The sequence below is a fragment of the Paraburkholderia sprentiae WSM5005 genome (genome assembly GCF_001865575.2).
GTDB classification, from domain to species: domain Bacteria; phylum Pseudomonadota; class Gammaproteobacteria; order Burkholderiales; family Burkholderiaceae; genus Paraburkholderia; species Paraburkholderia sprentiae.
Window position 1 is genome coordinate 848,290 of record NZ_CP017562.2, and the last position, 18,511, is coordinate 866,800.

18 protein-coding genes and 3 pseudogenes are annotated in these 18,511 nt (G+C 61.7%); 15 read left to right on the forward strand and 6 right to left on the reverse strand.

All coding sequences use genetic code 11. From position 1 onward, the window contains the following. The first annotated feature begins 3 nt into the window (after positions 1–3). The 3 genes and pseudogenes from BJG93_RS20630 to BJG93_RS20640 all read left to right on the forward strand — a co-directional run bounded on the left by BJG93_RS20630 (position 4) and on the right by BJG93_RS20640 (position 2,285). Positions 4–1,548, forward strand: coding sequence for an amidase (locus BJG93_RS20630; protein ID WP_027196113.1), 1,545 nt, complete (start codon positions 4–6; stop codon positions 1,546–1,548). Between the two features lie 30 nt (positions 1,549–1,578). Next, a pseudogene (locus tag BJG93_RS20635) lies at positions 1,579–2,044 on the forward strand (tyrosine-type recombinase/integrase); the annotation flags it as partial. Next, positions 2,004–2,285: a hypothetical protein gene (locus tag BJG93_RS20640; protein WP_027196114.1), complete on the forward strand. Its 282-nt coding sequence runs from the start codon at positions 2,004–2,006 to the stop codon at positions 2,283–2,285. The pseudogene BJG93_RS20635 and the gene BJG93_RS20640, both read left to right, overlap by 41 nt. Positions 2,286–2,352: 67 nt before the next feature. Here BJG93_RS20640 and BJG93_RS20645 read toward each other — a convergent pair whose 3' ends face one another. Further along, positions 2,353–2,553: a hypothetical protein gene (locus BJG93_RS20645; protein WP_071336635.1), complete on the reverse strand. Its 201-nt coding sequence runs from the start codon at positions 2,551–2,553 to the stop codon at positions 2,353–2,355. Between the two features lie 657 nt (positions 2,554–3,210). Between BJG93_RS20645 and BJG93_RS20650 the strand changes: the two genes are divergently transcribed. From BJG93_RS20650 to BJG93_RS20695, 10 genes and pseudogenes are all read left to right on the forward strand, one after another. Further along, the gene (locus BJG93_RS20650; RefSeq protein WP_027196116.1) at positions 3,211–4,101 is read left to right on the forward strand and encodes a nitrilase family protein; all 891 of its coding nucleotides are present in this window, start codon (positions 3,211–3,213) and stop codon (positions 4,099–4,101) included. Positions 4,102–4,160: 59 nt separating this feature from the next. Further along, positions 4,161–5,330 (forward strand): substrate-binding protein, encoded by a 1,170-nt coding sequence (locus tag BJG93_RS20655; protein WP_027196117.1) that lies wholly within the window; start codon positions 4,161–4,163, stop codon positions 5,328–5,330. Between the two features lie 74 nt (positions 5,331–5,404). Then, positions 5,405–6,238: a branched-chain amino acid ABC transporter permease gene (locus tag BJG93_RS20660; RefSeq protein ID WP_027196118.1), complete on the forward strand. Its 834-nt coding sequence runs from the start codon at positions 5,405–5,407 to the stop codon at positions 6,236–6,238. Then, positions 6,231–8,099, forward strand: a complete 1,869-nt coding sequence (locus tag BJG93_RS20665; RefSeq protein WP_027196119.1) for an ABC transporter permease subunit — start codon at positions 6,231–6,233, stop codon at positions 8,097–8,099. Before BJG93_RS20660 ends, BJG93_RS20665 begins: the two co-directional genes overlap by 8 nt. Next, positions 8,096–8,803, forward strand: a complete 708-nt coding sequence (locus tag BJG93_RS20670) for a branched-chain amino acid ABC transporter ATP-binding protein (RefSeq protein WP_027196120.1) — start codon at positions 8,096–8,098, stop codon at positions 8,801–8,803. Before BJG93_RS20665 ends, BJG93_RS20670 begins: the two co-directional genes overlap by 4 nt. A 23-nt stretch (positions 8,804–8,826) precedes the next feature. Further along, on the forward strand, positions 8,827–10,125 hold the full coding sequence (locus BJG93_RS20675; RefSeq protein WP_027196121.1) for an amidase: 1,299 nt from the start codon (positions 8,827–8,829) through the stop codon (positions 10,123–10,125). Between the two features lie 104 nt (positions 10,126–10,229). Next, positions 10,230–11,405 (forward strand): transporter substrate-binding domain-containing protein, encoded by a 1,176-nt coding sequence (locus tag BJG93_RS20680; RefSeq protein WP_034478731.1) that lies wholly within the window; start codon positions 10,230–10,232, stop codon positions 11,403–11,405. Then, a complete protein-coding gene (locus tag BJG93_RS20685) occupies positions 11,402–12,022 on the forward strand; it encodes an ANTAR domain-containing response regulator (RefSeq protein ID WP_027196123.1) in 621 nt (206 codons plus the stop codon). Before BJG93_RS20680 ends, BJG93_RS20685 begins: the two co-directional genes overlap by 4 nt. 316 nt (positions 12,023–12,338) lie before the next feature. Continuing rightward, positions 12,339–12,654 (forward strand): annotated as a pseudogene (locus BJG93_RS20690) (tyrosine-type recombinase/integrase); the annotation flags it as partial. Between the two features lie 550 nt (positions 12,655–13,204). Further along, entirely contained in the window at positions 13,205–13,333 is a 129-nt protein-coding gene (locus BJG93_RS20695) for a helix-turn-helix transcriptional regulator (RefSeq protein ID WP_231337579.1), read from the forward strand. 328 nt (positions 13,334–13,661) lie between these two features. Here the strand turns inward: BJG93_RS20695 and BJG93_RS20700 are convergent, their stop codons facing one another. After that, positions 13,662–13,850, reverse strand: coding sequence for an efflux RND transporter permease subunit (locus tag BJG93_RS20700; protein ID WP_082194558.1), 189 nt, complete (start codon positions 13,848–13,850; stop codon positions 13,662–13,664). Between the two features lie 295 nt (positions 13,851–14,145). On the opposite strand from BJG93_RS20700, the gene BJG93_RS20705 reads away from it, so the two are divergent. Further along, positions 14,146–14,427 (forward strand): DUF4148 domain-containing protein, encoded by a 282-nt coding sequence (locus tag BJG93_RS20705; RefSeq protein ID WP_027196125.1) that lies wholly within the window; start codon positions 14,146–14,148, stop codon positions 14,425–14,427. A 145-nt stretch (positions 14,428–14,572) separates the two neighbouring features. Here BJG93_RS20705 and BJG93_RS20710 read toward each other — a convergent pair whose 3' ends face one another. From BJG93_RS20710 to BJG93_RS20725, 4 genes and pseudogenes are all read right to left on the reverse strand, one after another. Next, positions 14,573–15,628 carry an alpha/beta hydrolase gene (locus BJG93_RS20710; protein ID WP_027196126.1) on the reverse strand — a complete coding sequence of 352 codons (1,056 nt, stop codon included), beginning with the start codon at positions 15,626–15,628 and terminating at the stop codon, positions 14,573–14,575. A gap of 487 nt (positions 15,629–16,115) precedes the next feature. After that, complete coding sequence (locus BJG93_RS36105; RefSeq protein ID WP_269217473.1) at positions 16,116–16,532, reverse strand: porin; 417 nt, start codon at positions 16,530–16,532, stop codon at positions 16,116–16,118. Continuing rightward, positions 16,524–16,802 (reverse strand): annotated as a pseudogene (locus tag BJG93_RS20720) (efflux RND transporter permease subunit); the annotation flags it as partial. The gene BJG93_RS36105 and the pseudogene BJG93_RS20720, both read right to left, overlap by 9 nt. Positions 16,803–16,903: 101 nt before the next feature. Continuing rightward, a complete protein-coding gene (locus BJG93_RS20725) occupies positions 16,904–17,359 on the reverse strand; it encodes a winged helix-turn-helix transcriptional regulator (RefSeq protein ID WP_027196128.1) in 456 nt (151 codons plus the stop codon). A gap of 145 nt (positions 17,360–17,504) precedes the next feature. Here BJG93_RS20725 and BJG93_RS20730 point away from each other — a divergent pair, with 145 nt between their 5' ends. Continuing rightward, positions 17,505–18,503 (forward strand): aldo/keto reductase, encoded by a 999-nt coding sequence (locus BJG93_RS20730; RefSeq protein ID WP_027196129.1) that lies wholly within the window; start codon positions 17,505–17,507, stop codon positions 18,501–18,503. Positions 18,504–18,511: the final 8 nt, after the last annotated feature.

The following is an 18,511-nucleotide window of genomic DNA, read 5'->3' on the forward strand; positions in this document are numbered from 1 at the left end:
CGAATGGAACAAGGCAGTGCGATGGACATCGATCTGGATACGCTCACGGTCGAAGCCGTGCAGGCGGGTTTTCGAGCTGGGACATTTACGGCTGAGCAACTGGCGCGCGCCTGCTTCGACAGGATCGAGCGCGACAACGCAAAATTCAACGCGCTGATCTTTCTGAACTCGGACGCGATCGGCGATGCGCGGAAGATCGACGAACGGCGCGCAGCCGGTGAAGCGCTCGGGCCGCTCGCGGGCGTGCCGGTGGTCATCAAGGATCCCATGGATATGGTCGGTTTTCCGACCACGGCGGGATGGGCGAAGCTTTACAGCAAGAAGGGCGGCGTCGACCTGATGCCCGAGCGCGATGCCCCGGTCGTCGCGCGCATGCGGCGCGCGGGCGCGATCCTGCTCGGCAAGACCAACGTGCCCATCCTGAGCCACACCGGATCGCACGCGAACGATAGCTGGGCTGGGCCGACCATCAACGTGCCGATGCCCGACCGCGTGCCGGGAGGCAGCAGCGCGGGAACGGCGTCGGCGGTTGCATCGGGCATGGCGGTGCTCGGACTCGCCGAAGAAACCGGCGGCTCGATCCAGAACCCAGCCTCCGCGCAGGGCCTCGTCGGCATCAAGCCGACTATCGGACTGGTGCCGAATGCGGGCGTCGTGCCGCTGTCGGGTAATCGCGATGTAGTGGGACCGATTGCCCGCAACGTACGCGATGCGGCGCTCTGCCTCGACGTGCTCGCAGGCTATTCGAGCGAGGACCCGAAGACGCTCGCGAGCGTCGGCCGGCAGCCGGAAGGCGGTTATACGTCGGCGCTGTCACCGGATGCGTTGAACGGCAAGCGTATCGGTTTATATGGGCCGGGATGGCGCGCGCAGCCGCTCTCCGATGAAGCAACCGTGCTGTATGCGCGGGTCAAGCAAGAGTTGGCCGGTCTGGGCGCGGTCCTGGTCGACGATCCGTTCGAAGGCTCTGGTTTCGCCGATCTAAGAAAGCCGACGCCGCCGCTGGAACACTTCGATGCGCGTGGACTCGAATCCATTCCGTACGATCTCGAGAAATATCTGCAGCGGCTCGGCAAGCATGCGCCGCTCAAAACGTTCGCGGAATTCGCCGAAGCGACTAAAGACGACAATGTGTTCGGGCCCAATGGCGTACTGCGCTATTTGCCTAGTCTCGCCGACTTCCGGGCTGCGTTGGCCGACCCTTCGTTGCCGCCGGAGATGCCGGAGTTCGTCGACCTGAAGGCGCGTTATATGAGGATCTTCGATACGGTGATGAGCACGCACCGACTCGATGCGCTCGTCTTTCCACAGATGCGATGCGAGCTTCCTCCGCTTCACGGCAAGGACATCATTCAGGAGACGACGGTCGGCGAAATCAATATCGCGGGATTGCCTGGCATTGCGGTGCCAGCGGGCTATTACGAGTCGGGGTCTCCGTTCGGGCTGATCTTCGTCGGTCGGCAGTGGGACGAGGCGGCGCTGCTCGGATGTGCCTACGCATACGAGATTGGCGCGGGTCGCCAGAAGGCGGCGCCGATGCTCGATTGATTCGGATGCTGGCCCGAGAGTTCTGCAGGGAATAGTAAGCTGCGCGGTTGAGATCTGGTCAACCTGCATATCCGCGGCGTGACTCACGGCAATCAGATACTGCCGCGTGCGATGATAATGCAGAGCAAGACTAAACGGCCGGTGCAGTTTGAGGTCACGCAGCCAGCTCGCACTGCCGTTGCTGCATGGATTGAGAAAGCCGAGCGGAGGTGCGATCAATACCTATTCCCGAGTCGGCTTCTCGCTCGCCGCACGACGCGACAATGCGCCAGGATGGTTCATCAGTGGGGCGCTGCAATCGGTCTTGATCCGACCGCTTACGGCACGCACACGATGCGCCGGACGAAGGCCACCTTGATCTACTAGCGGACGAAGAACCTTAGAGCCGTTCAACTCCTGCTTGGTCACAGATAGATTGGAAAGCACCGTTCGATATCTCGGGATTGAGGTCGACGATGCCCTCGACATATCTGAGCAAACTGCGTGCTTTTCGTGAGAACGTTGTCGCAGACCTCGAGCAGCTTGCCGAACGCGAGCGTGGCGAGCACTTCCATATACGCAAGCGGCAACGGAACGGCCGCCGCGAGTTTCGGATCGATCTTCCCTTCCGGGAGATCGGATTCCTGAACTTGTCGATCGTGAACGCCGTCACGACGAGGGCGACGGAAATCAGCGATCCGGTGTTGGCCGGCACGAGCAAGGTCCGCGGCAGGCGATCTCGTGAGGTCCAGAGTTGACCGAGTCCTTCGGCCATCGAAACACCGGCTTCGCCGATCGACTTGAACCAGCCTTCTTCATGGTCGCTCAGACGGTGCTCAAGGGTGGGATGGGCTGATGCGCGATCAGTTCGCCATGCGACGGCGCCTCGAGACCCTTGCCGGCGTCCGCATGATTCTTGAATACGGTTTCGTGGATTGCCGTCGCGACGGCGGGAATCAGGTCGGCGAACGCGAAAGTCGCGGCATCGGCGTAGACGTCGTTGAGAACCACGTCTTTTTGATCCATGAGGTGCCCTTTCTGCATCGCATGGAAAGCGGGGATTAACGTCGTCATCACACGCGGGATCTGCCGGTACATTTCCGTGAGAACCTCCAGCGGCACCGCGTTCTTTCGGCCTGCGTCGTGCTCCCCGTGGTGTTCGCGCGTGGCGCGGGCATCTGCCTGCTTGGGGTCGGCATCGACGTGGAGCGCGGCGTAGCACCGCGATTCGTTGCTTCACGGCCTTCCGTGGTCGAAGGGTCGCCTTGGGAGTGCTCTGCTGCGGAAATGCTGTTGTCGGTTGTGACGTGTACCATTGCTATCCTCGCGGGTCGGGTCAGTTTGATGACACGAGAATAGAATCCGCTACGCCGCGTTTTTGCCGATTTCGCGAAGCAAGGGCAAGACGCGCGAAGCCAGGCGCCCGGGAACGCGATGGCTCTGTGCTTGACGGCCCTGAAACCGTAGCTTGCCGCCCCTTGCCCTGGCGGCGCTCCTAACCAGGGTCTTCGCTAAATCTCTTGACACCGTGAATTTGGTTTCTTAAATTCGCGTCCACTGAGCCGCCGAGTTGTCCGGCGGCTCCACGGCAACGATGCCGTGCCACATATGGAAGGCTATGTAGCCCCCTAACTTGCGTCCAACGCTGGTGAGGGGGCTTTTTGTTTTGGGAGACGAAAAGCAATGGTGCAGCACGGCACTGCAGAACGCGGCCTCGAAAGCCCCGTCATCGCCTGCATTCAGATGCAGCCACAGGTCGGCGCGAAGCGCGATAACGTGGCGCGCGCGCTCCGGTACATTGAAACCGCCGCAAGCGAAGGCGCGTCGCTGGTGGTCCTGCCCGAGTTGGCGAACTCCGGTTATGTCTTCAAGGACCGCGACGAGGCTTTCTCGCTGGCAGAAGCGCTGCCGGACGGAGAAACCGCACAGATATTCGCCGCAACGGCCCAGCGCCTCGGCATTCATCTTGTCGCCGGCATCGCCGAGCGGGCAGGCAGGCGCCTGTACAACTCGGCCATCCTCACCGGGCCCTCGGGTCACATTGGCACCTACCGCAAGCTGCATCTCTGGAACAACGAACATCTGTTCTTCGAGCCGGGCGACCGTGGCGTTCCGGTTTTCGACACGCCCGTGGGACGAATCGCCATTGTTATCTGCTACGACGGATGGTTTCCTGAAACGTTTCGACTGGCGGCGATGCAAGGGGCGGACATCGTTTGCGTACCGACGAACTGGGTGCCGATGGCGGGGCAGCCGGCCGATCGTCCTGCCATGGCCACGACCTTGACGATGGCCGCCGCGCACAGCAACGGTCTGGTGATCGCGTGCGCGAACCGGATCGGCAACGAGCGGGGTCAACCGTTCGTCGGCCAGAGCCTGATTGTAGGAGGCAGCGGGTGGCCCGTCGCAGGGCCAGCCAGCGCCGACCGCGAAGAAGTCCTTTATGCCGCGATCGATTTGCAGCGCATACGCGCCGAACGCACGCTCAACGACTTCAATCACGTGCTGCGGGACCGCCGTGCCGACGTGTACGACCCAATGCTGGGCACCGGCTGGCCGTCCGCTCACTCATGAGAAATTGGCCGGCGCCCGCATGTTCCTCGAAAAACCACACGACCACTAAAGGAAATCCCATGACCCAGTTCAACAAATCATTGCTTGCCGCCGCCATCGCGGCCATTGTCGGCGTTGGCGCCTGTGCCGACGTGCTGGCCGCCGACCCCATCAAGATCGGCGTGGCGGTCGGGTTGTCGGGCGCCAATAGCGTTGTCGCGCCGGCGGTGGTTCAGTCCTCGCAGCTCGCCGTCGAACAGATCAACGCCTCCGGCGGCATCCTCGGCCGCCAGGTGGAACTCGAAATCACCGACGACGCGTCCGGCGCGGTCGGCGCACAGAAGGCGTACGACACGCTGGTGTTTCAGAAGAATGTCGACGCGATCATCTCGATGGAAACCAGCGCGGCCCGCAACGCGGCGCTTCCCATCGTGGCGCGCGGCAAGAAGCCGTTTATCTACACGTCGTTTTACGAAGGCCGCTCGTGCAGCCCGTGGATGTACGTGAACGGCTGGGTACCGGAGCAGCAGGTGGCGCCGGTGGTCGACTACTTTGAGAAGAGCAAGGGTGCCAAGACGTTCTATCTGGTCGGCAACGATTACGCGTTCGGCCGCGGCATGCTCGATTTCACCAAAAAGTATATCGAGCAGCACGGCGGCAAGGTGGTGGGCGAGGAGTACCTGCCGATCGACGGCACCGACTGGACGCCGATTCTGTCCAAGATCCGCTCGGAGCATCCCGATGCGTTGATCAGCGCGACGGCGGGCGGCGCTCCCAACGTGGCGCTCGCCAAGCAGTTGAAGGGTTCGGGGCTGACACTGCCGTACGGCAACCTGGCGATTGACGAAGGTACCGCCCACAGTATGGGCGACGTCGCGACGGGCATCTATATGTCGGGCTCCTATCTGACGAGTATCGGCTCACCGGAGAACGAAAAATTCCTGGCTGCCATGGACAAGCGCTTTGGGAAGGGCATGAAGACGCCGAACGAGTTGTCGGAGCCGCAATACGAAGCGTTCTTCCTGTACAAGGCGGCCGCCGAGAAAGCAGGCTCCACCGATCCCGCCAAGGTGATCCGGGCGCTGGATCAGGTGTCGTTCGATGGGCCGCGCGGTCCGGTGTCGATGGACAAGAGCCGGCATACGCCGCTCGCCATGCGTCTGGGCCAGATTCAGGCGGACGGTTCGGTCAAGATCCTGCAGTCCTTTCCGGATGTCGACCCGGGTGCACAGTGCCCGAACATCAAGTAGCTTGCCGAGGAATGCAGCATCCACCTGAGCGCCGGGCCTCGCCGGCGAGCAGGCGGAGGTGACTGGAGAAGACAATGGTTCTGGCATTGGATATTTTTACAACGGCGGCCGTGCTGTTCATCGTGACCGCCGGATTGATGGTGATTTTCGGTGTGATGCAAATCGTCAATTTCGCTCACGGCGCCTTGCTGACGATGGGCGCGTATGCGAGCTTCGTGGTCACCCAGTTGAAGCTCAACCCATGGATCAGCCTGCCGCTGGCGATCGTGGTCGGCACCGTGGTCGGCATGCTCGTCGAGCAGGTGATCGTGCGCCCGCTCTACAAGCGCCCGCTTGACGCGATCCTCGCCACCTGGGGCCTCGGCATCGTGATCGGGCAGCTGATCGTCATGGCCTTTGGCCGCGAGGTCCAGTTCGTGGAAACGCCGCTGAAAGGCGCCTTTTCCATCGCGGGGACCGAGTATTCGGCTTACCGCCTGTTGTTGATCCCGATCGCGCTCGGTTTGTGCGCCCTCATGACCGCGTTGCTCACGGGCACGCGCTTCGGCGTCAAGACCCGTGCCGTGATCATGAACGAGGATCTGGCTCGCGGGCTCGGCATTCACTCCGGCCGCATACGCTTTATCACGTTCAGCCTCGGTGCTGCTTTGGGTTCGCTGGCCGGCACGCTTATTACGCCGTTGTCGAGCGTCGATCCGGACATGGGATTGGTCTGGCTGGTGAGCGCCTTCATGCTGGTGATGGTGTCGGGTTACTCGATGGTCAGCCTGCTCGTCACCTGCCTCGTATTCGGCGCTTGCCAGGTGCTGGTCAGCACGTTCGTCAGTCCGGTGCTGGGTGGCCTGACCATCGCCGTACTGGCTGCGCTCACGCTGCGGATTCGTCCGAAGGGGTTCTCACATGGCTAAAGTCGGCGCTTCACCAGGCCGTGCCGGCATCGGCGATGCCTCGCGGGGCAGCGGGCAGGTGTCCAGCCGGCGCAAGCTGTCGTCTCGACGCGGCTTGCTCATGATCGGCGGGTTCGCCGTTCTGCTGCTGGCGTTCGGTCCGTTCCTGTTCGGCACGTATCTGCTGAATGTCCTGATCCAGGCATTCTTCTTTTCGATCGTTGCGGTGACGGTGGATATCCTCTGGGGCTACACCGGCTATCTGACGTTCGGTCAATCGGCCTTCTTCGGCATTGGCGCGTACGCGGCGGCCCTCGTCTTCACGCACGGCGGTTTCTCGGCCGCCTATGTGGTGCTGGCGTTAGGCGCGGCGATTGCAGCGACGGCCGCGGTCGCGGCGCTGCTGGGCTGGCTGTCTTTCTATCGGGGCGCCTCGCCGTTTTTCGCAACGGTGATGTCCCTTGTACTGCCGATCGTACTCAGTCAGCTCCTGCTGTCCGGTGGCGAATGGACCGGCTCGAGTTCAGGACTGACCGGCTACGAGACGTTCGATCTGTCTCTCGATGCGTGGTACCGGATCGCCGGCGGCGCCTTGCTGATCATTGCAACGCTGGCCTGGCTGTTCGTGCGCAGCGACGGCGGCCGGGTGCTGGCGGCGATTCGCGACAACGAGTCGCGCTGCTCTTACCTCGGCATCAATACGTCGCTGGTCAAGATCGTCCTGCTGGTGGCGACCGCGATCGTCGCCGGCCTCGCCGGTTTCGGCTACGGCGCCTTCAGCGGGGTCGTCGCGCCCGAACTGACCGGCTTTGTTCTCGGTACCCAACTGATTATCTGGGTCGCGCTGGGCGGTCGTGGAACCCTGTGGGGGCCGGTCATCGGCGCGCTTCTGATTAACGTCGGGACGTCCTATCTCAGCGGCATCATGCCATTTGCGTGGCAACTGATCCTCGGCGCCGCGTTTGTGGCCGTGATCGTACTGTTGCCGCAGGGTATGGTGCCGTTACTGCTCAAGCCATTGCGCCATCTCGCGGGCAAGGACGGCGAACCCGAACTGGTAGAGCGGGAAGTGCGGGCGGAGCACGTCCAGGCTCTCGCGGAACCCGCGCTGCAGATGGAGGGTGTCGCGAGGAATTTCGGCAGTCTCAAGGTGTTGCAGAGCATCGACCTGAACGCCAACCCGGGCGAGCTCGTTGGTCTGATCGGTCCGAACGGCGCCGGCAAGACGACGCTGATGCGCTGCATGAGCGACGGAGCGGAACGCTCTGCCGGTTCGGTCGTGCTGTGTGGAAACGATATCCGGCAATTGCCGCCGGACCGCTGCGTGCATTTCGGACTGGGGCGCAAGTTCCAGAACGCCAACATCTTCGACACCCTGACGGTGGCGGAATGCCTGCGAATCGCCGGCACGATCATCGAACGGCCCTCGCTGTTGCGGCGGGCGGGCACGCTTTCGTTGCCTCCGTATGCTCTCGAAGTGGTGCGGACCACAGGCCTCGACCAGAAGCTGGGCGCGGTGGCGAAGGATCTCTCGCACGGCGAACAGCAGGCGCTGGAGCTGGCCATGGTGCTCGCGCTCGAGCCGCGCATCGTGCTGCTCGACGAACCGACAGCAGGACTGACCAAAACCGAGCGCACGCAAATCGGCAACGTGCTGGCTGCACTGGCTCACCGGTATCGGCTCTGCTGTCTGCTGGTCGAACACGACCTCGATTTCGTTGCCGAGATTGCCACCCGCATCGTGGTCCTGCATCAGGGGCGTATCGTGATGCAAGGCAACTTCGATGAAGTGGTCAACTCGGAGCTGGTCAGGACGATCTATGCCGGAACTGCGCAGAGCACAGGGTCCGACGCGAACACGACACATCAGGAGGCCTCATGAGCCCGATCGCGTTGGAGCTGCAGGACGTCACGAGCGGATACAAGGCGTCGGTCGTGCTTCGCAAGCTGTCGATGAGCGTCGCCAACGGCGAAGCCGTCGCCTTGCTGGGCAAGAACGGCATGGGCAAGACCACCTTGCTCAAGACGATCATGGGTTATCTGCCCAAGAAAAGCGGCGCGGTTCGCCTGCGCGGGCAGGACATCACGCGTCTCGCGCCGCATCGGATCGCACAGTCGGGCGTGGCGTACGCGCCTCAGGAACACGCGCTGTTTCAGGATCTCACGATTCGTGACAACCTGCGCCTGGGCCTTGCGAAGGTCTCGGTGTTCGACGAACGCTTTGCCGAGATCGAACCGGTTTTCCCGGTGTTCAAGAGCCGGTTGAAGCAACTCGCCGGCACGCTCTCCGGGGGCGAACAGAAGATGCTGCTGGTGGCCCGTGCGCTGATGATGCGCCCGTCGATCATCCTGCTCGACGAAATCACGGAAGGCTTGCAGCCGTCCGTGATCGAGCGGCTGGTCGAGGCGCTGCTCTGGGAACGCAAGCGTCATGGCACCACGCTCTTGCTGATCGAGCAGAACGTTCCGTTCGCGTTGCAGGTTGCCGACCGCTATACCGTGCTGAAGCAGGGCGAAATCATCGATCACGGTAACGCCAAGGACGAAGGAGCCGCAGGTTCGATTTTCGAACACCTTCGCGTCTGACACTGATCCCTCACTGAGACCTGATGAACGCACACTCATTTTATCGGCCGGTTTCGGGGCTGAATCTGCTCTCGCGAATCGGCAACGATCCGCAAGGGCGCGATCGCCTGATGCTCGATACGCTAGCGCGCATCGAGGCGGTCGACCGCGACATCGGCGCCATGACGGCCGTCGCCCGGCGCGAAGCCGCGATGGCCTCGGCGGCTGCCGCGCACGGGCCGCTGGCAGGGCTGCCCATCGCGATAAAAGATATTTTCGACACCCACGATCTGGTCACCAGTTACGGATCGCCGATCTACGAGCGCTACCGGCCCAGGTCCGATGCGGCGATCGTGACACTGTTGCGCCGCAAGGGCGCTGTCATCGTGGGCAAGACCGTCACCAGCGAATTCGCCTACATGGCGCCGCCCGCCACGCGCAACCCGTGCGATATACAGCGCACGCCTGGCGGATCGTCCTCGGGCTCGGCGGCTGCCGTCGCCGCCGGCATGGTGCCGTACGCGGTGGGTTCGCAAACCGGTGGCTCGACCATCCGGCCCGCGTCGTTCTGCGGTATTGCCGGCTACAAGCCGACGTTCGGCCTGCTGCCGACCGTCGGCATGAAATGCTTCTCCTGGTCGTTCGACACGGTTGGCCTGTTTGCCGCGGGCGTGCGCGACGTGGCCTATCTCGCGCAGGTCCTGTCGGACCGTCAACTGGCGGTGGACGGCATCACGGCCGGCCCGGTGTTCGGCGTCCCCGACAGCTACCCGTGGACCGAACCGTCGGCCAATGCCAGCGCCGCGCTCGACACCGCCGTACGGGCCATCGAGGATGCCGGCGGCCGGGTCCGGCGGGTCCGCTTCGGGTCGTGGATGGCCGCCATGGTGGCCGCACACGACACGATTCAGCGCTACGAAGCGTATCAATCGCTGGGATTCGAGTACGATCGTCATCGCGGCGATCTCTCGCCGATGCTCGCCGGGTTTCTTGAACGTGCGGCCACGATCGATGCGGCGACCTATACCAAAGCGCGCGTGTTGATGGGCGAGGCGAAGGACAGCCTCGCCGAACTCTTCAACGGCGTGACCGGCTTGCTGACGCCAAGCGCGCCGGACGAGGCGCCCGATGGGCTGGACTCGACAGGAGATCCAGCGTTCAATCGTAACTGGACCTTGCTAGGATGCCCGTGCGTGAATGTTCCTGGACTTTGGGGCGCGCGCGGCGGTCCGATCGGCGTGCAGGTGATCGGCCGGCCTTGGGACGATGCACGTTGCCTCGACGCCGCTGCGTTTGTCGAGCAGGCTATCGCGGCGGCGTCGGGACGTCGCCGCGCGACGTAGCCGGCGCCTAACGGAGCGATAACATGACCATCAGTAGTTCGTACGACGATCCCGCGTTACGCGCGGCGGAACTGGCGTCTGCCCGAACCCAGCCCGGCGGCGCCATGCGTGCGGCCGCTGCGGCAGACGGGCAGGAAAGCAGCGCAGGCGAGGGCTGGCGCATTGGCGTCCTGTACTCGCGCACCGGCGTGACCGCGGCCACCGAGTCCGAGCATTTCTTCGGCACCGCGCTTGCGATCGAAGAGGTCAACGCAGCCGGGGGCGTCGATGGGCGTCTGCTCGAACCGGTCGCGTACGATCCGAAGAGCGATCCCGATGAATACCGGCGGCTCGCCACCCGCCTGCTGCAGGAAGACGACGTGACCGTGATTTTCGGCTGTTCGACATCGTCGAGCCGAAAGGCGGTGTTGCCGGTGATCGAACGAAACAACGCGCTGCTGTGGTACTGCTCGATCTACGAGGGGTTCGAGTATTCGCCGAACGTGATCTACACGGGGGCGGTACCGAACCAGAACAGCATGCAGTTGGCCGCCTATCTGCTGCGCAATCACGGCCGTCGTTTTTTCCTGGTGGGCGCCGACTACATCTATCCGCGGGAATCGAATCGCATCATGCGCGATATGGTGGAGGAGCATGGCGGAGAAATCGTCGACGAAGTTTACTTGCCCAGCGACGCCGATCCTTCGGCACTGGGAGAGGTCGTGCGGCAGATCAAGGCCGTCGAGCCCGATGTGGTTTTCTCCACCCTGATTGGCCGGGGCGCGCGTGCTTTCTATCAGTTGTACCGCGAACACGGCATCGACCCTGCTCGAATCCCCATCGCCAGCCTGACGATGACGGAAGGCGAAACACGCATGATCGGCACAGAACTGTGCGGCGGCCATATCGTTTCTGCGAGCTATGTCAACTCTCTCGGCAACGAGAGCAACCGGCGCTTCCTGAAATCCTGGCTGGCACGCTTCGGCCCTCAGCCGGCCAGCATGTGGTCCGAGATGGCCTACAACCAGGTGCATCTGTTTGCGCTCGCCCTGGCCCGCACGGGGAGTCTCGATACGGCCCGGCTGGTAGAGGCGGCCCGCGACGTCGAATTCGATTCTCCCGAGGGGCTGCTGAGAATCGACCCCGAGAACAACCATGCGATCCTCACCCCGCGCATCGCCATTTGCCGGCCGGACGGTGCGTTCGACGTGGTGTGGGAAGGCCGCAGTCCGATCAAGCCGGACCCCTATCTGACATCGTATGGTTTCGCCGAGTTCTGGCTCGACGGAGAACCGGCATGACGACGGGTGCGCGTCGGCTGTTTGACGATCTGCGCACGCTGCGCGTCCTCGTGATCCATCCGCCCGGGGACGATCGCAGCGTCCTCGAAGAGCAGTTGCGCCGGATTGGTTGCCCGGTGCGCGTCCTCTGGCCGTTTCCTTCGCAACTCCCCGTCGATGTCGACGTGATTTTCTTTCTCGTCGGTCAGGAGCTTCGAAGCGCAGGCAACTGGTGCGCGGCCGACACCGAAGCGACGCTGATTGCCCTGTCCGATTACGAGAATCCTACGGCCTTGAAAATGCTCGTCGATACCCAGGCGCACGGCGTGATCACGAAGCCGTATCGCTCCAACGGTATTCTCAGCACGCTGGTGCTGGCACGCGCATCCTCCGGCTACCAGCAGCGACTGCATCACAAGATCGGCAAGCTGGAAGAGGCATTCAAGGCACGGCGCCATATCGAGAAGGCCAGCCGCATCCTGATGGATGCGCATCGGCTAAGCGAAAGCGACGCGTACGAACACATGCGTTCACGCGCCACGAGCCTGCGGGTCACGGTAGGCGAAATCGCGACCATGGTGATCGATGCACATGAGGCCATGGACAAACTCGGCCTGGGAAAAGCACCTAGGCCTTGAGTTGACGTAGCGTTCATCCGGAACACCGCTACTGTGCGGTTCCGGGTCTGCATGGGACGGCCGGCGTAGCCGGGTCCTATGGCCTTGCCTATGGCGCAGCGCATACCGTTGCCGCGCGCCGCCCCCTATGCGGGTGACTTCAACGCGAGTCGATCGCGCGGGATGAGCTCGCCCGCGATTGCTGCGCGACAGGCCACGCGACCAGCCACGCGTGCGGCCCACGCGCCTTGCGCCGGAAAGATTTTGTAATCCATTCGCACTCCAACATGTAGCGTCCAAACTGGTTGCATGCGCACCAGCGCTCTCAATCCGCATGGAGACTTGCGACCAGACGGTGGTCCAGCACGGCGTCTACTATCATCAGCCGTACTGCAAAATCGCACCTAACCATGATCGCCCGCGACTACCTGTGACGCATTGGTCCGCCCACGATCTTCGGCGCACCACCCGCACACTGCTTGCAACACTTTGTTTATCCGAACGAAATCGCCGAGGCCGTCCTCGGTCATGTCCAGCCTGGAATCACCGGTATCTATAACCGGCATACCAACGATAGAGAGCGGCGCGCGTGGCTCACGAAACTGTCACATCGCTTGGAAGAGATTGCGGCGACATATCCTCCAAGGAAGTAACACAGTCTCTATGCCGGTCTTCGACGCAGGGCAAAATCGCATGTTGCTGGGTAGACGATATGACTCGCGAGTAAGTATGCGACGTCGCGGTGGGCGCCTCAACGGCTAGAGTCTTTCCCACGAGCGCCGTGCACCTCTCGTGGATTCCCATCGAACAATTTTCACGAACCGCTATCAATGGGTATGGGCTGGCGATCACTCTGGAAACGCGGTGAACAGCGCGAGCCTTCGTTCTTCCAACTCAGCCCGCCGAAAGTGAATCGCCGTTGAACATCGAAATAGGAAGGATCAACGCCAGGAAGCGAGCGTCGAGGAATTTTCGACTTAGCGTCGTATAGCGTATGGTATTCCCCGGTAATCTCGGGAAGCGCCCCATTTGGCAATTGGACGGGAAAATGGCTTTTCTGTTTCTCCGGTGCGTTTGCTACACTTAACGACGCGTATTAAGTTCTGAAGTACATTAAGCGCAAAGGTGAATCTCCGCACATCATCAGTTCGGTCCTGTTGACGGTAGTCAAGATCGAACGGAAACCGACGAAGGGTAAGCGCGATGAAAATCTGTCTCTCTCCGAAAGAAGTGGCTCAGGCACTCTCTCTGTCCTCGTCGACCGTACAGCAACTGGTTCGCGAGAAAGCGTTTCCCGGGCCACGGCTGCTATCGGGGCGGAGGATAGGGTGATCGCACTTGAGGTTCAGTACTGGGCTGACACACGCCCAGTCGCCAAGCTCCTGCCGCCAGAAAATTCGGGCGTTAAGAAGCGGCAGGTCGCTCGAGAATGTTGACGATATGCGTCGTAAATCGTGACACGTCCGGTTGCCACCTGCTAGGCCAAGGGCGTGAGCGCAAATTCGTCGTTTGGTTGGTAGATGGCACTCGCCGTCGGCTTCGCCCCGCACCATCCCGGCGGCCAGGCCGCGGCGCAATTCGCCACGGGCGGGCTTCTTGCGACTACCCCTGTCCAGACGGGCACGCAGGATATGCAGTTCGGCTTCGCTCATGGTGCCCTTCAATCCGAGCAACAGCCGGTCGTTAAAAAGCCGTTGTATGTCCAGAAGATGCTGACCACCGGGATATCGATGTTCGCGAAGATATCGGTCGGCGTGCGCAGTATCGCAAGCGGGCCGACGATAAGGATCAGTACGGCGAGGACCACGAAGGTATATGGGCGGCGCAGCGCGAGCCGGACAATCCGCATGACGGGTTCCTGAAATGAGGCCATGACGTCACGGCGTTGCTGCGCTGCCAGAGCGCGTGACGCGGGCTTCTCGACTCAGGAGTGTGACGTTGGAGCCCTTACGGGCCGCGGTCGGGCTGGATTACCGTTCCGTTATCTGGGCGTTGATGCGAACGTGCGGTGACGTGACGTTTCACGAGGCAATGCCTGGATAACAAAAAGGTAATCTGCGGGTCAGTGCTCCGACAGGTGAAATGACGACAATGGGAAGCGTGGTTCAGGCCACCCACTTCTTGCCACTACCCGGAGAGACATCATGAAACTGCTTACCGCGATTGCCGTTGCTGCACTTAGCTTGCCGTTCGGCGCAAACGCTTTTGCTCAAACCACGTCGTCGGGATTGACACGCGCTGAAGTCATCGCGCAGTTGAAGCAGGCACAGGCCGAAGGGCTGGTGCCGACGTCCAATAGCGACTATCCGCCGACGGCCGCAGAGATCGCGCGCAATCGGGAGATCTATGCGATCCAGCATGGCACACACGGTACTGCCGCAATTCGCACGGCGGGCATCCCGGCGGCGCACCCGGCGTCGGAATAAAGTTGAGAATGGGGTCGCCGGGTGCGAGCCTTCTTGATGCCCGAAAACCCTCATGTGACTTCTTACGGCTGCTTCGGCAATTGCCTCTGCGTACGGCGGCAGTAGTAACGAGCGGAATGACGACGGCCCTGTCGAAGAAGCTTGGTCAATGACCGAGGTGCCTGTTGAAGAACTCGGTAATTTCACCAAACGCTTCTTTTGTCTCGGGTATGCGGTCATCCATTTGGTACTGCGCGTGCGACATGCCGTCAAAGACCTCGAGTTGTGCATCGACACCCGCCTCCCGAAGCTTCCGATGCACACGAATGGTGTTGCTAAGCAGCAGGTCCCGGGTTCCCGTGGTCAGGATAGCCGGCGGAAAACCGCGCATGTCTCCGTAGACGGGTGAGAGCAGTGGGTCTTTGAGATCATGGCCGTGCGCATAGACCACGGCAGCGGCATCGCAGAATCCATCGCGTGACACCAGGACGTTGTCGACCTTCTCATTGGTGTAGAACGAATCGCCAGTCTTCGTGAGGTCCGACATCGGCGTACCTGGCGCGATCGCGCCGGGCATTTGCAGGCCTTCCTGTTTTGCGCGAAGCATCAGCTCCAGCACCAAAGCACCACCCGCCGAGGTCCCAAAAACGCCCACGTTCTTCGCATCGTTCGACCGCAGTACCGCCTTGTAGACCGTCTCGACATCGTCAAGCGCAGCGGGGAAGTAACCTTCAGGCGGCATCCGGTAGTCAACAGAAATCACCTTGTAATGCCCCAGGCCCGCCATGATGACGGCTTCGTTCGTGCCCGCCTCGCCCGGGTAAAGCTCATAGCAGCCGCCATGAATGTGAATTAGCACCTTGTCGTGGTGATCGGCCGGAATGACATCGGGCGTCACGACGTACACCCTCACACCGTTGATTGTATTGGGCTGCACCGTCACACCGAGGCGTTCCCGCATGGCCGGAAGCGTTTGCATGGCCTTGGCGGCCTGCGCGTTGGCAGCGGCTCTCCATTGCTCGCCCGTCGTCCATAGGACATTCCAGGAGGGGTTCAATGGCGCTGCGATGAGCTTTTGCAATTCAGGGCTGACATCGGTCGGCACGGGCAGGGTCTTCGCGGGCACCTGCCGCGGGGCAAGCGCGTCGTCTCCGGCGAGCGCAACGCCCGAAACACCCACGAATGCAGCGCACGCGAGTACAAACAACTTGGTGAATTTCATGGATGACTTCCGTTTGCTTGCTTAAAGCGCGACTTTATAAACGATCTCGAATGGTTTCGGGGCGCGAATCCGTCCGAGCTTCTGATCGTCACCGATGCTCATGGTGTGATCTTTGTGTGCTCGATGCTGCGTGGAAATATCACACCATCAAGCCGCTTTCGTCAGCGTTGTGTTCGGCTCGGCGCGATCGGCACGGCCACCCCCGAAAAAAGCCCGCCAGAATGGGCGGGCCAACTGTTTCTCGGAGAACGCTTCTCGGTGACAGGGACTACCGGCAACGTTATCAAGCCTCTCGCGCTCGAATAACGCAGTTAAGGTAGCTTGTCACCCCTTCAATATTCGGCTCTCTCCCGGGGAAGCGAATGTTCCACTGCCACGAATCGAGCCCCAACGATACAAATATCAGTCATCGCCGGGTGAGAAACACTCGTCCCTGCCGCACGCGAATCGCCGCAAGCCCGGCGTTCCTCAACCGTTCGATCAGGCCTTAGAAGCGGGTGCGCAGACCAGCGCCCACGACCACCTGGTTCTTCGTTGCCGCAATCCCGCCGACATAGGAGCTTGCGCCTTCAAATGCAGTCAAGCTCGAATTACCCGGTGCCGCCGAGTTCAGACCGCCGCTCAGGTGTGACCAGTTGGCGACTGCATACACGTCCGTGCGATTCGACAGGGCGTAATCCGACAACAGGCTGAGCTGATTCCACTTCGGCGATGCCGCGTTCCCGGCATTGTCGAACTTGCCATCGGTGAACGTGTAAGCTGCGCCCAAGGTCAATGCCGAGGTAAGGCTGTAATGCGCGTTCACTTCATAGTTCGTGAAATGAACATAAGCGGCGTTTGCAGCCGTCAACGTACCGCCGCCGGGGAAAGCGATTGCGTTGTTCAGCTTGGTGTCCGTGATCACAACGATTGCTATGCCAAGCGCGGACAGCGCGATCAGCGAGGTCAGCACCGCGAGCGGAATCGACACCGCGATGATCAGCGTGGCGCGCCAACTGCCGAGAAAGAGCAGGATCATCAAAGCGGTGAGGGCGGCGGCGATCAGCGCTTCGCGCGTCACCCCCACGACGGCCGACTTCACGAACACCGATTGATCCGACAATGCGGTGACGTGCAGCGCGCTCGGCAAGCCGGCCACGATATGCGGCAGCATCGCCTTGACCTGCTGGATGACGCGTTCTATCGATCGTGGCCGGCCTCGCGTCTGTCGAGACGGTTCAGAAAGACACCGGCGACTCGACCACCCATGGCAAAGCGCGCTGCCAACGCGTTCGGCTATTCCAGGCGCGTTTCTGAGCCGGACTCCGCGTCACGGTTCGAAGGCGCGCGATCGGTACGCTTTTCGCCGAGATCGAACTGCCGTCGCGCCGATTCCATTTCCGTCATATGCGCTTCCACCCAGTCCCAGATCCCACAGATCTTGTCGAGCAGACTGCGTCCTAGCGGCGTCAACTGATAGTCGACACGAGGCGGTATTACAGGATGCACATAGCGCGTGACGAGACCGTCGCGCTCGAGTTGCCGCAAGGTCTTCGTGAGCATCTTCTGACTGACGCCCCCCACCTCGTCGCGTAGCCGCGAGAAACGCATCTCGCCATGGGTGCCCAGCGCGTCGATCACGAGGATCGTCCACTTGTCGGCGATCTGCTCGATGACGTTGCGCGCGAGGTCATCGGTTTTCTTCTGTGGGTTCTCGGCGGCGTGAGGGCCGCCGTAGCAATTTGTTTCCATGGGGAAAGTATGGAACCTTCAGGTGCCTTCTTGTGATCGCCGGATGCGGCTGAAATAATCGACTCGCCTGCCCGTCCTTTGGGCACGTCGCATTTTCTCGGACCGCATTCGACATGGATGCGGCGCTTTAACCAGAGAGCATCGCATGACTATTGAAACAATTGAAGTTGAGGGTTTATCGACGCCCGTCTCGCGTATCGGCCTGGGCACGTGGGCGATCGGCGGATGGATGTGGGGCGGCACGGATGAGAAGGACTCGATTGCGGTGATCCGCCGGGCGCTCGACAGCGGCGTGAACCTTATCGACACGGCGCCGGCGTACGGCTTCGGCGCGTCGGAGGAAATCGTCGGCAAAGCGCTGGCCGATGGATATCGCCATAAGGCAGTCATCGCGACTAAAGTCGCTCTCGAATGGCAGGACGGCAAGGTATTTCGCAATGCTTCGCCGGAGCGTATTCGTCATGAAGTAGAGGATACACTTCGGCGCTTGCGGACAGATTACATCGATCTGTACCAGGTTCATTGGCCCGATCCGCTCGTGCCAATCGAAGAGACGGCCGCGGTGCTGGACGACCTGCGCAAGGAAGGCAAGGTTCGCGCGCTCGGCGTCAGCAATTTCTCCGCGGCGCAAATGGACGCGTTCCGTCGCGTGGCGCCGCTGTCCACCACCCAGCCGCCTTATAACCTGTTTGAACGCGACATCGACCGCGACGTGCTGCCTTATGTGAAACAGCATGGGCTGGTTGCACTCGCCTATGGCGCACTGTGCCGCGGCTTGCTGGCAGGGCGCATCGGTGCCGAGACGCGTTTCGAGGGCGACGATCTGCGTCAACATGACCCGAAGTTCCGTGCGCCGCGTCGTCAGCAGTATGTCGACGCTGTGAAAGCACTGAACGTCTTCGCGCGCGATAACTTCGACAAGTCGGTGCTTGCGCTTGCCGTGCGCTGGGTGCTGGACCGCGGCCCGACGATCGCGCTGTGGGGTGCGCGCCGTCCGTCGCAACTGGACGGACTCGAAGCCGCGTTCGGCTGGCGACTCGACGACAAGGCCTTCGCGCAAATCGACGCGATCGTCTCGCAATTCGTCAAGGACCCGGTAGGTCCGGAGTTTATGGCACCGCCGCAACGTGTTCTGGTGTCGTGAAAGGAGTG

Coding starts and splice junctions, on each gene's coding strand:
- BJG93_RS20710 (WP_027196126.1), bottom strand. CDS start 15,628: ATGAAATTCACCAAGTTGTTTGTACTCGCGTGCGCTGCATTCGTGGGT.
- BJG93_RS20680 (WP_034478731.1), top strand. CDS start 10,230: ATGCGTGCGGCCGCTGCGGCAGACGGGCAGGAAAGCAGCGCAGGCGAG.
- BJG93_RS20670 (WP_027196120.1), top strand. CDS start 8,096: ATGAGCCCGATCGCGTTGGAGCTGCAGGACGTCACGAGCGGATACAAG.
- BJG93_RS20675 (WP_027196121.1), top strand. CDS start 8,827: ATGAACGCACACTCATTTTATCGGCCGGTTTCGGGGCTGAATCTGCTC.
- BJG93_RS20630 (WP_027196113.1), top strand. CDS start 4: ATGGAACAAGGCAGTGCGATGGACATCGATCTGGATACGCTCACGGTC.
- BJG93_RS20725 (WP_027196128.1), bottom strand. CDS start 17,359: ATGGAAACAAATTGCTACGGCGGCCCTCACGCCGCCGAGAACCCACAG.
- BJG93_RS20660 (WP_027196118.1), top strand. CDS start 5,405: ATGGTTCTGGCATTGGATATTTTTACAACGGCGGCCGTGCTGTTCATC.
- BJG93_RS20645 (WP_071336635.1), bottom strand. CDS start 2,553: ATGGATCAAAAAGACGTGGTTCTCAACGACGTCTACGCCGATGCCGCG.
- BJG93_RS20705 (WP_027196125.1), top strand. CDS start 14,146: ATGAAACTGCTTACCGCGATTGCCGTTGCTGCACTTAGCTTGCCGTTC.
- BJG93_RS20685 (WP_027196123.1), top strand. CDS start 11,402: ATGACGACGGGTGCGCGTCGGCTGTTTGACGATCTGCGCACGCTGCGC.
- BJG93_RS20695 (WP_231337579.1), top strand. CDS start 13,205: ATGAAAATCTGTCTCTCTCCGAAAGAAGTGGCTCAGGCACTCTCTCTG.
- BJG93_RS20665 (WP_027196119.1), top strand. CDS start 6,231: ATGGCTAAAGTCGGCGCTTCACCAGGCCGTGCCGGCATCGGCGATGCC.
- BJG93_RS20730 (WP_027196129.1), top strand. CDS start 17,505: ATGACTATTGAAACAATTGAAGTTGAGGGTTTATCGACGCCCGTCTCG.
- BJG93_RS20700 (WP_082194558.1), bottom strand. CDS start 13,850: ATGCGGATTGTCCGGCTCGCGCTGCGCCGCCCATATACCTTCGTGGTC.
- BJG93_RS20650 (WP_027196116.1), top strand. CDS start 3,211: ATGGTGCAGCACGGCACTGCAGAACGCGGCCTCGAAAGCCCCGTCATC.
- BJG93_RS20640 (WP_027196114.1), top strand. CDS start 2,004: ATGCCCTCGACATATCTGAGCAAACTGCGTGCTTTTCGTGAGAACGTT.
- BJG93_RS20655 (WP_027196117.1), top strand. CDS start 4,161: ATGACCCAGTTCAACAAATCATTGCTTGCCGCCGCCATCGCGGCCATT.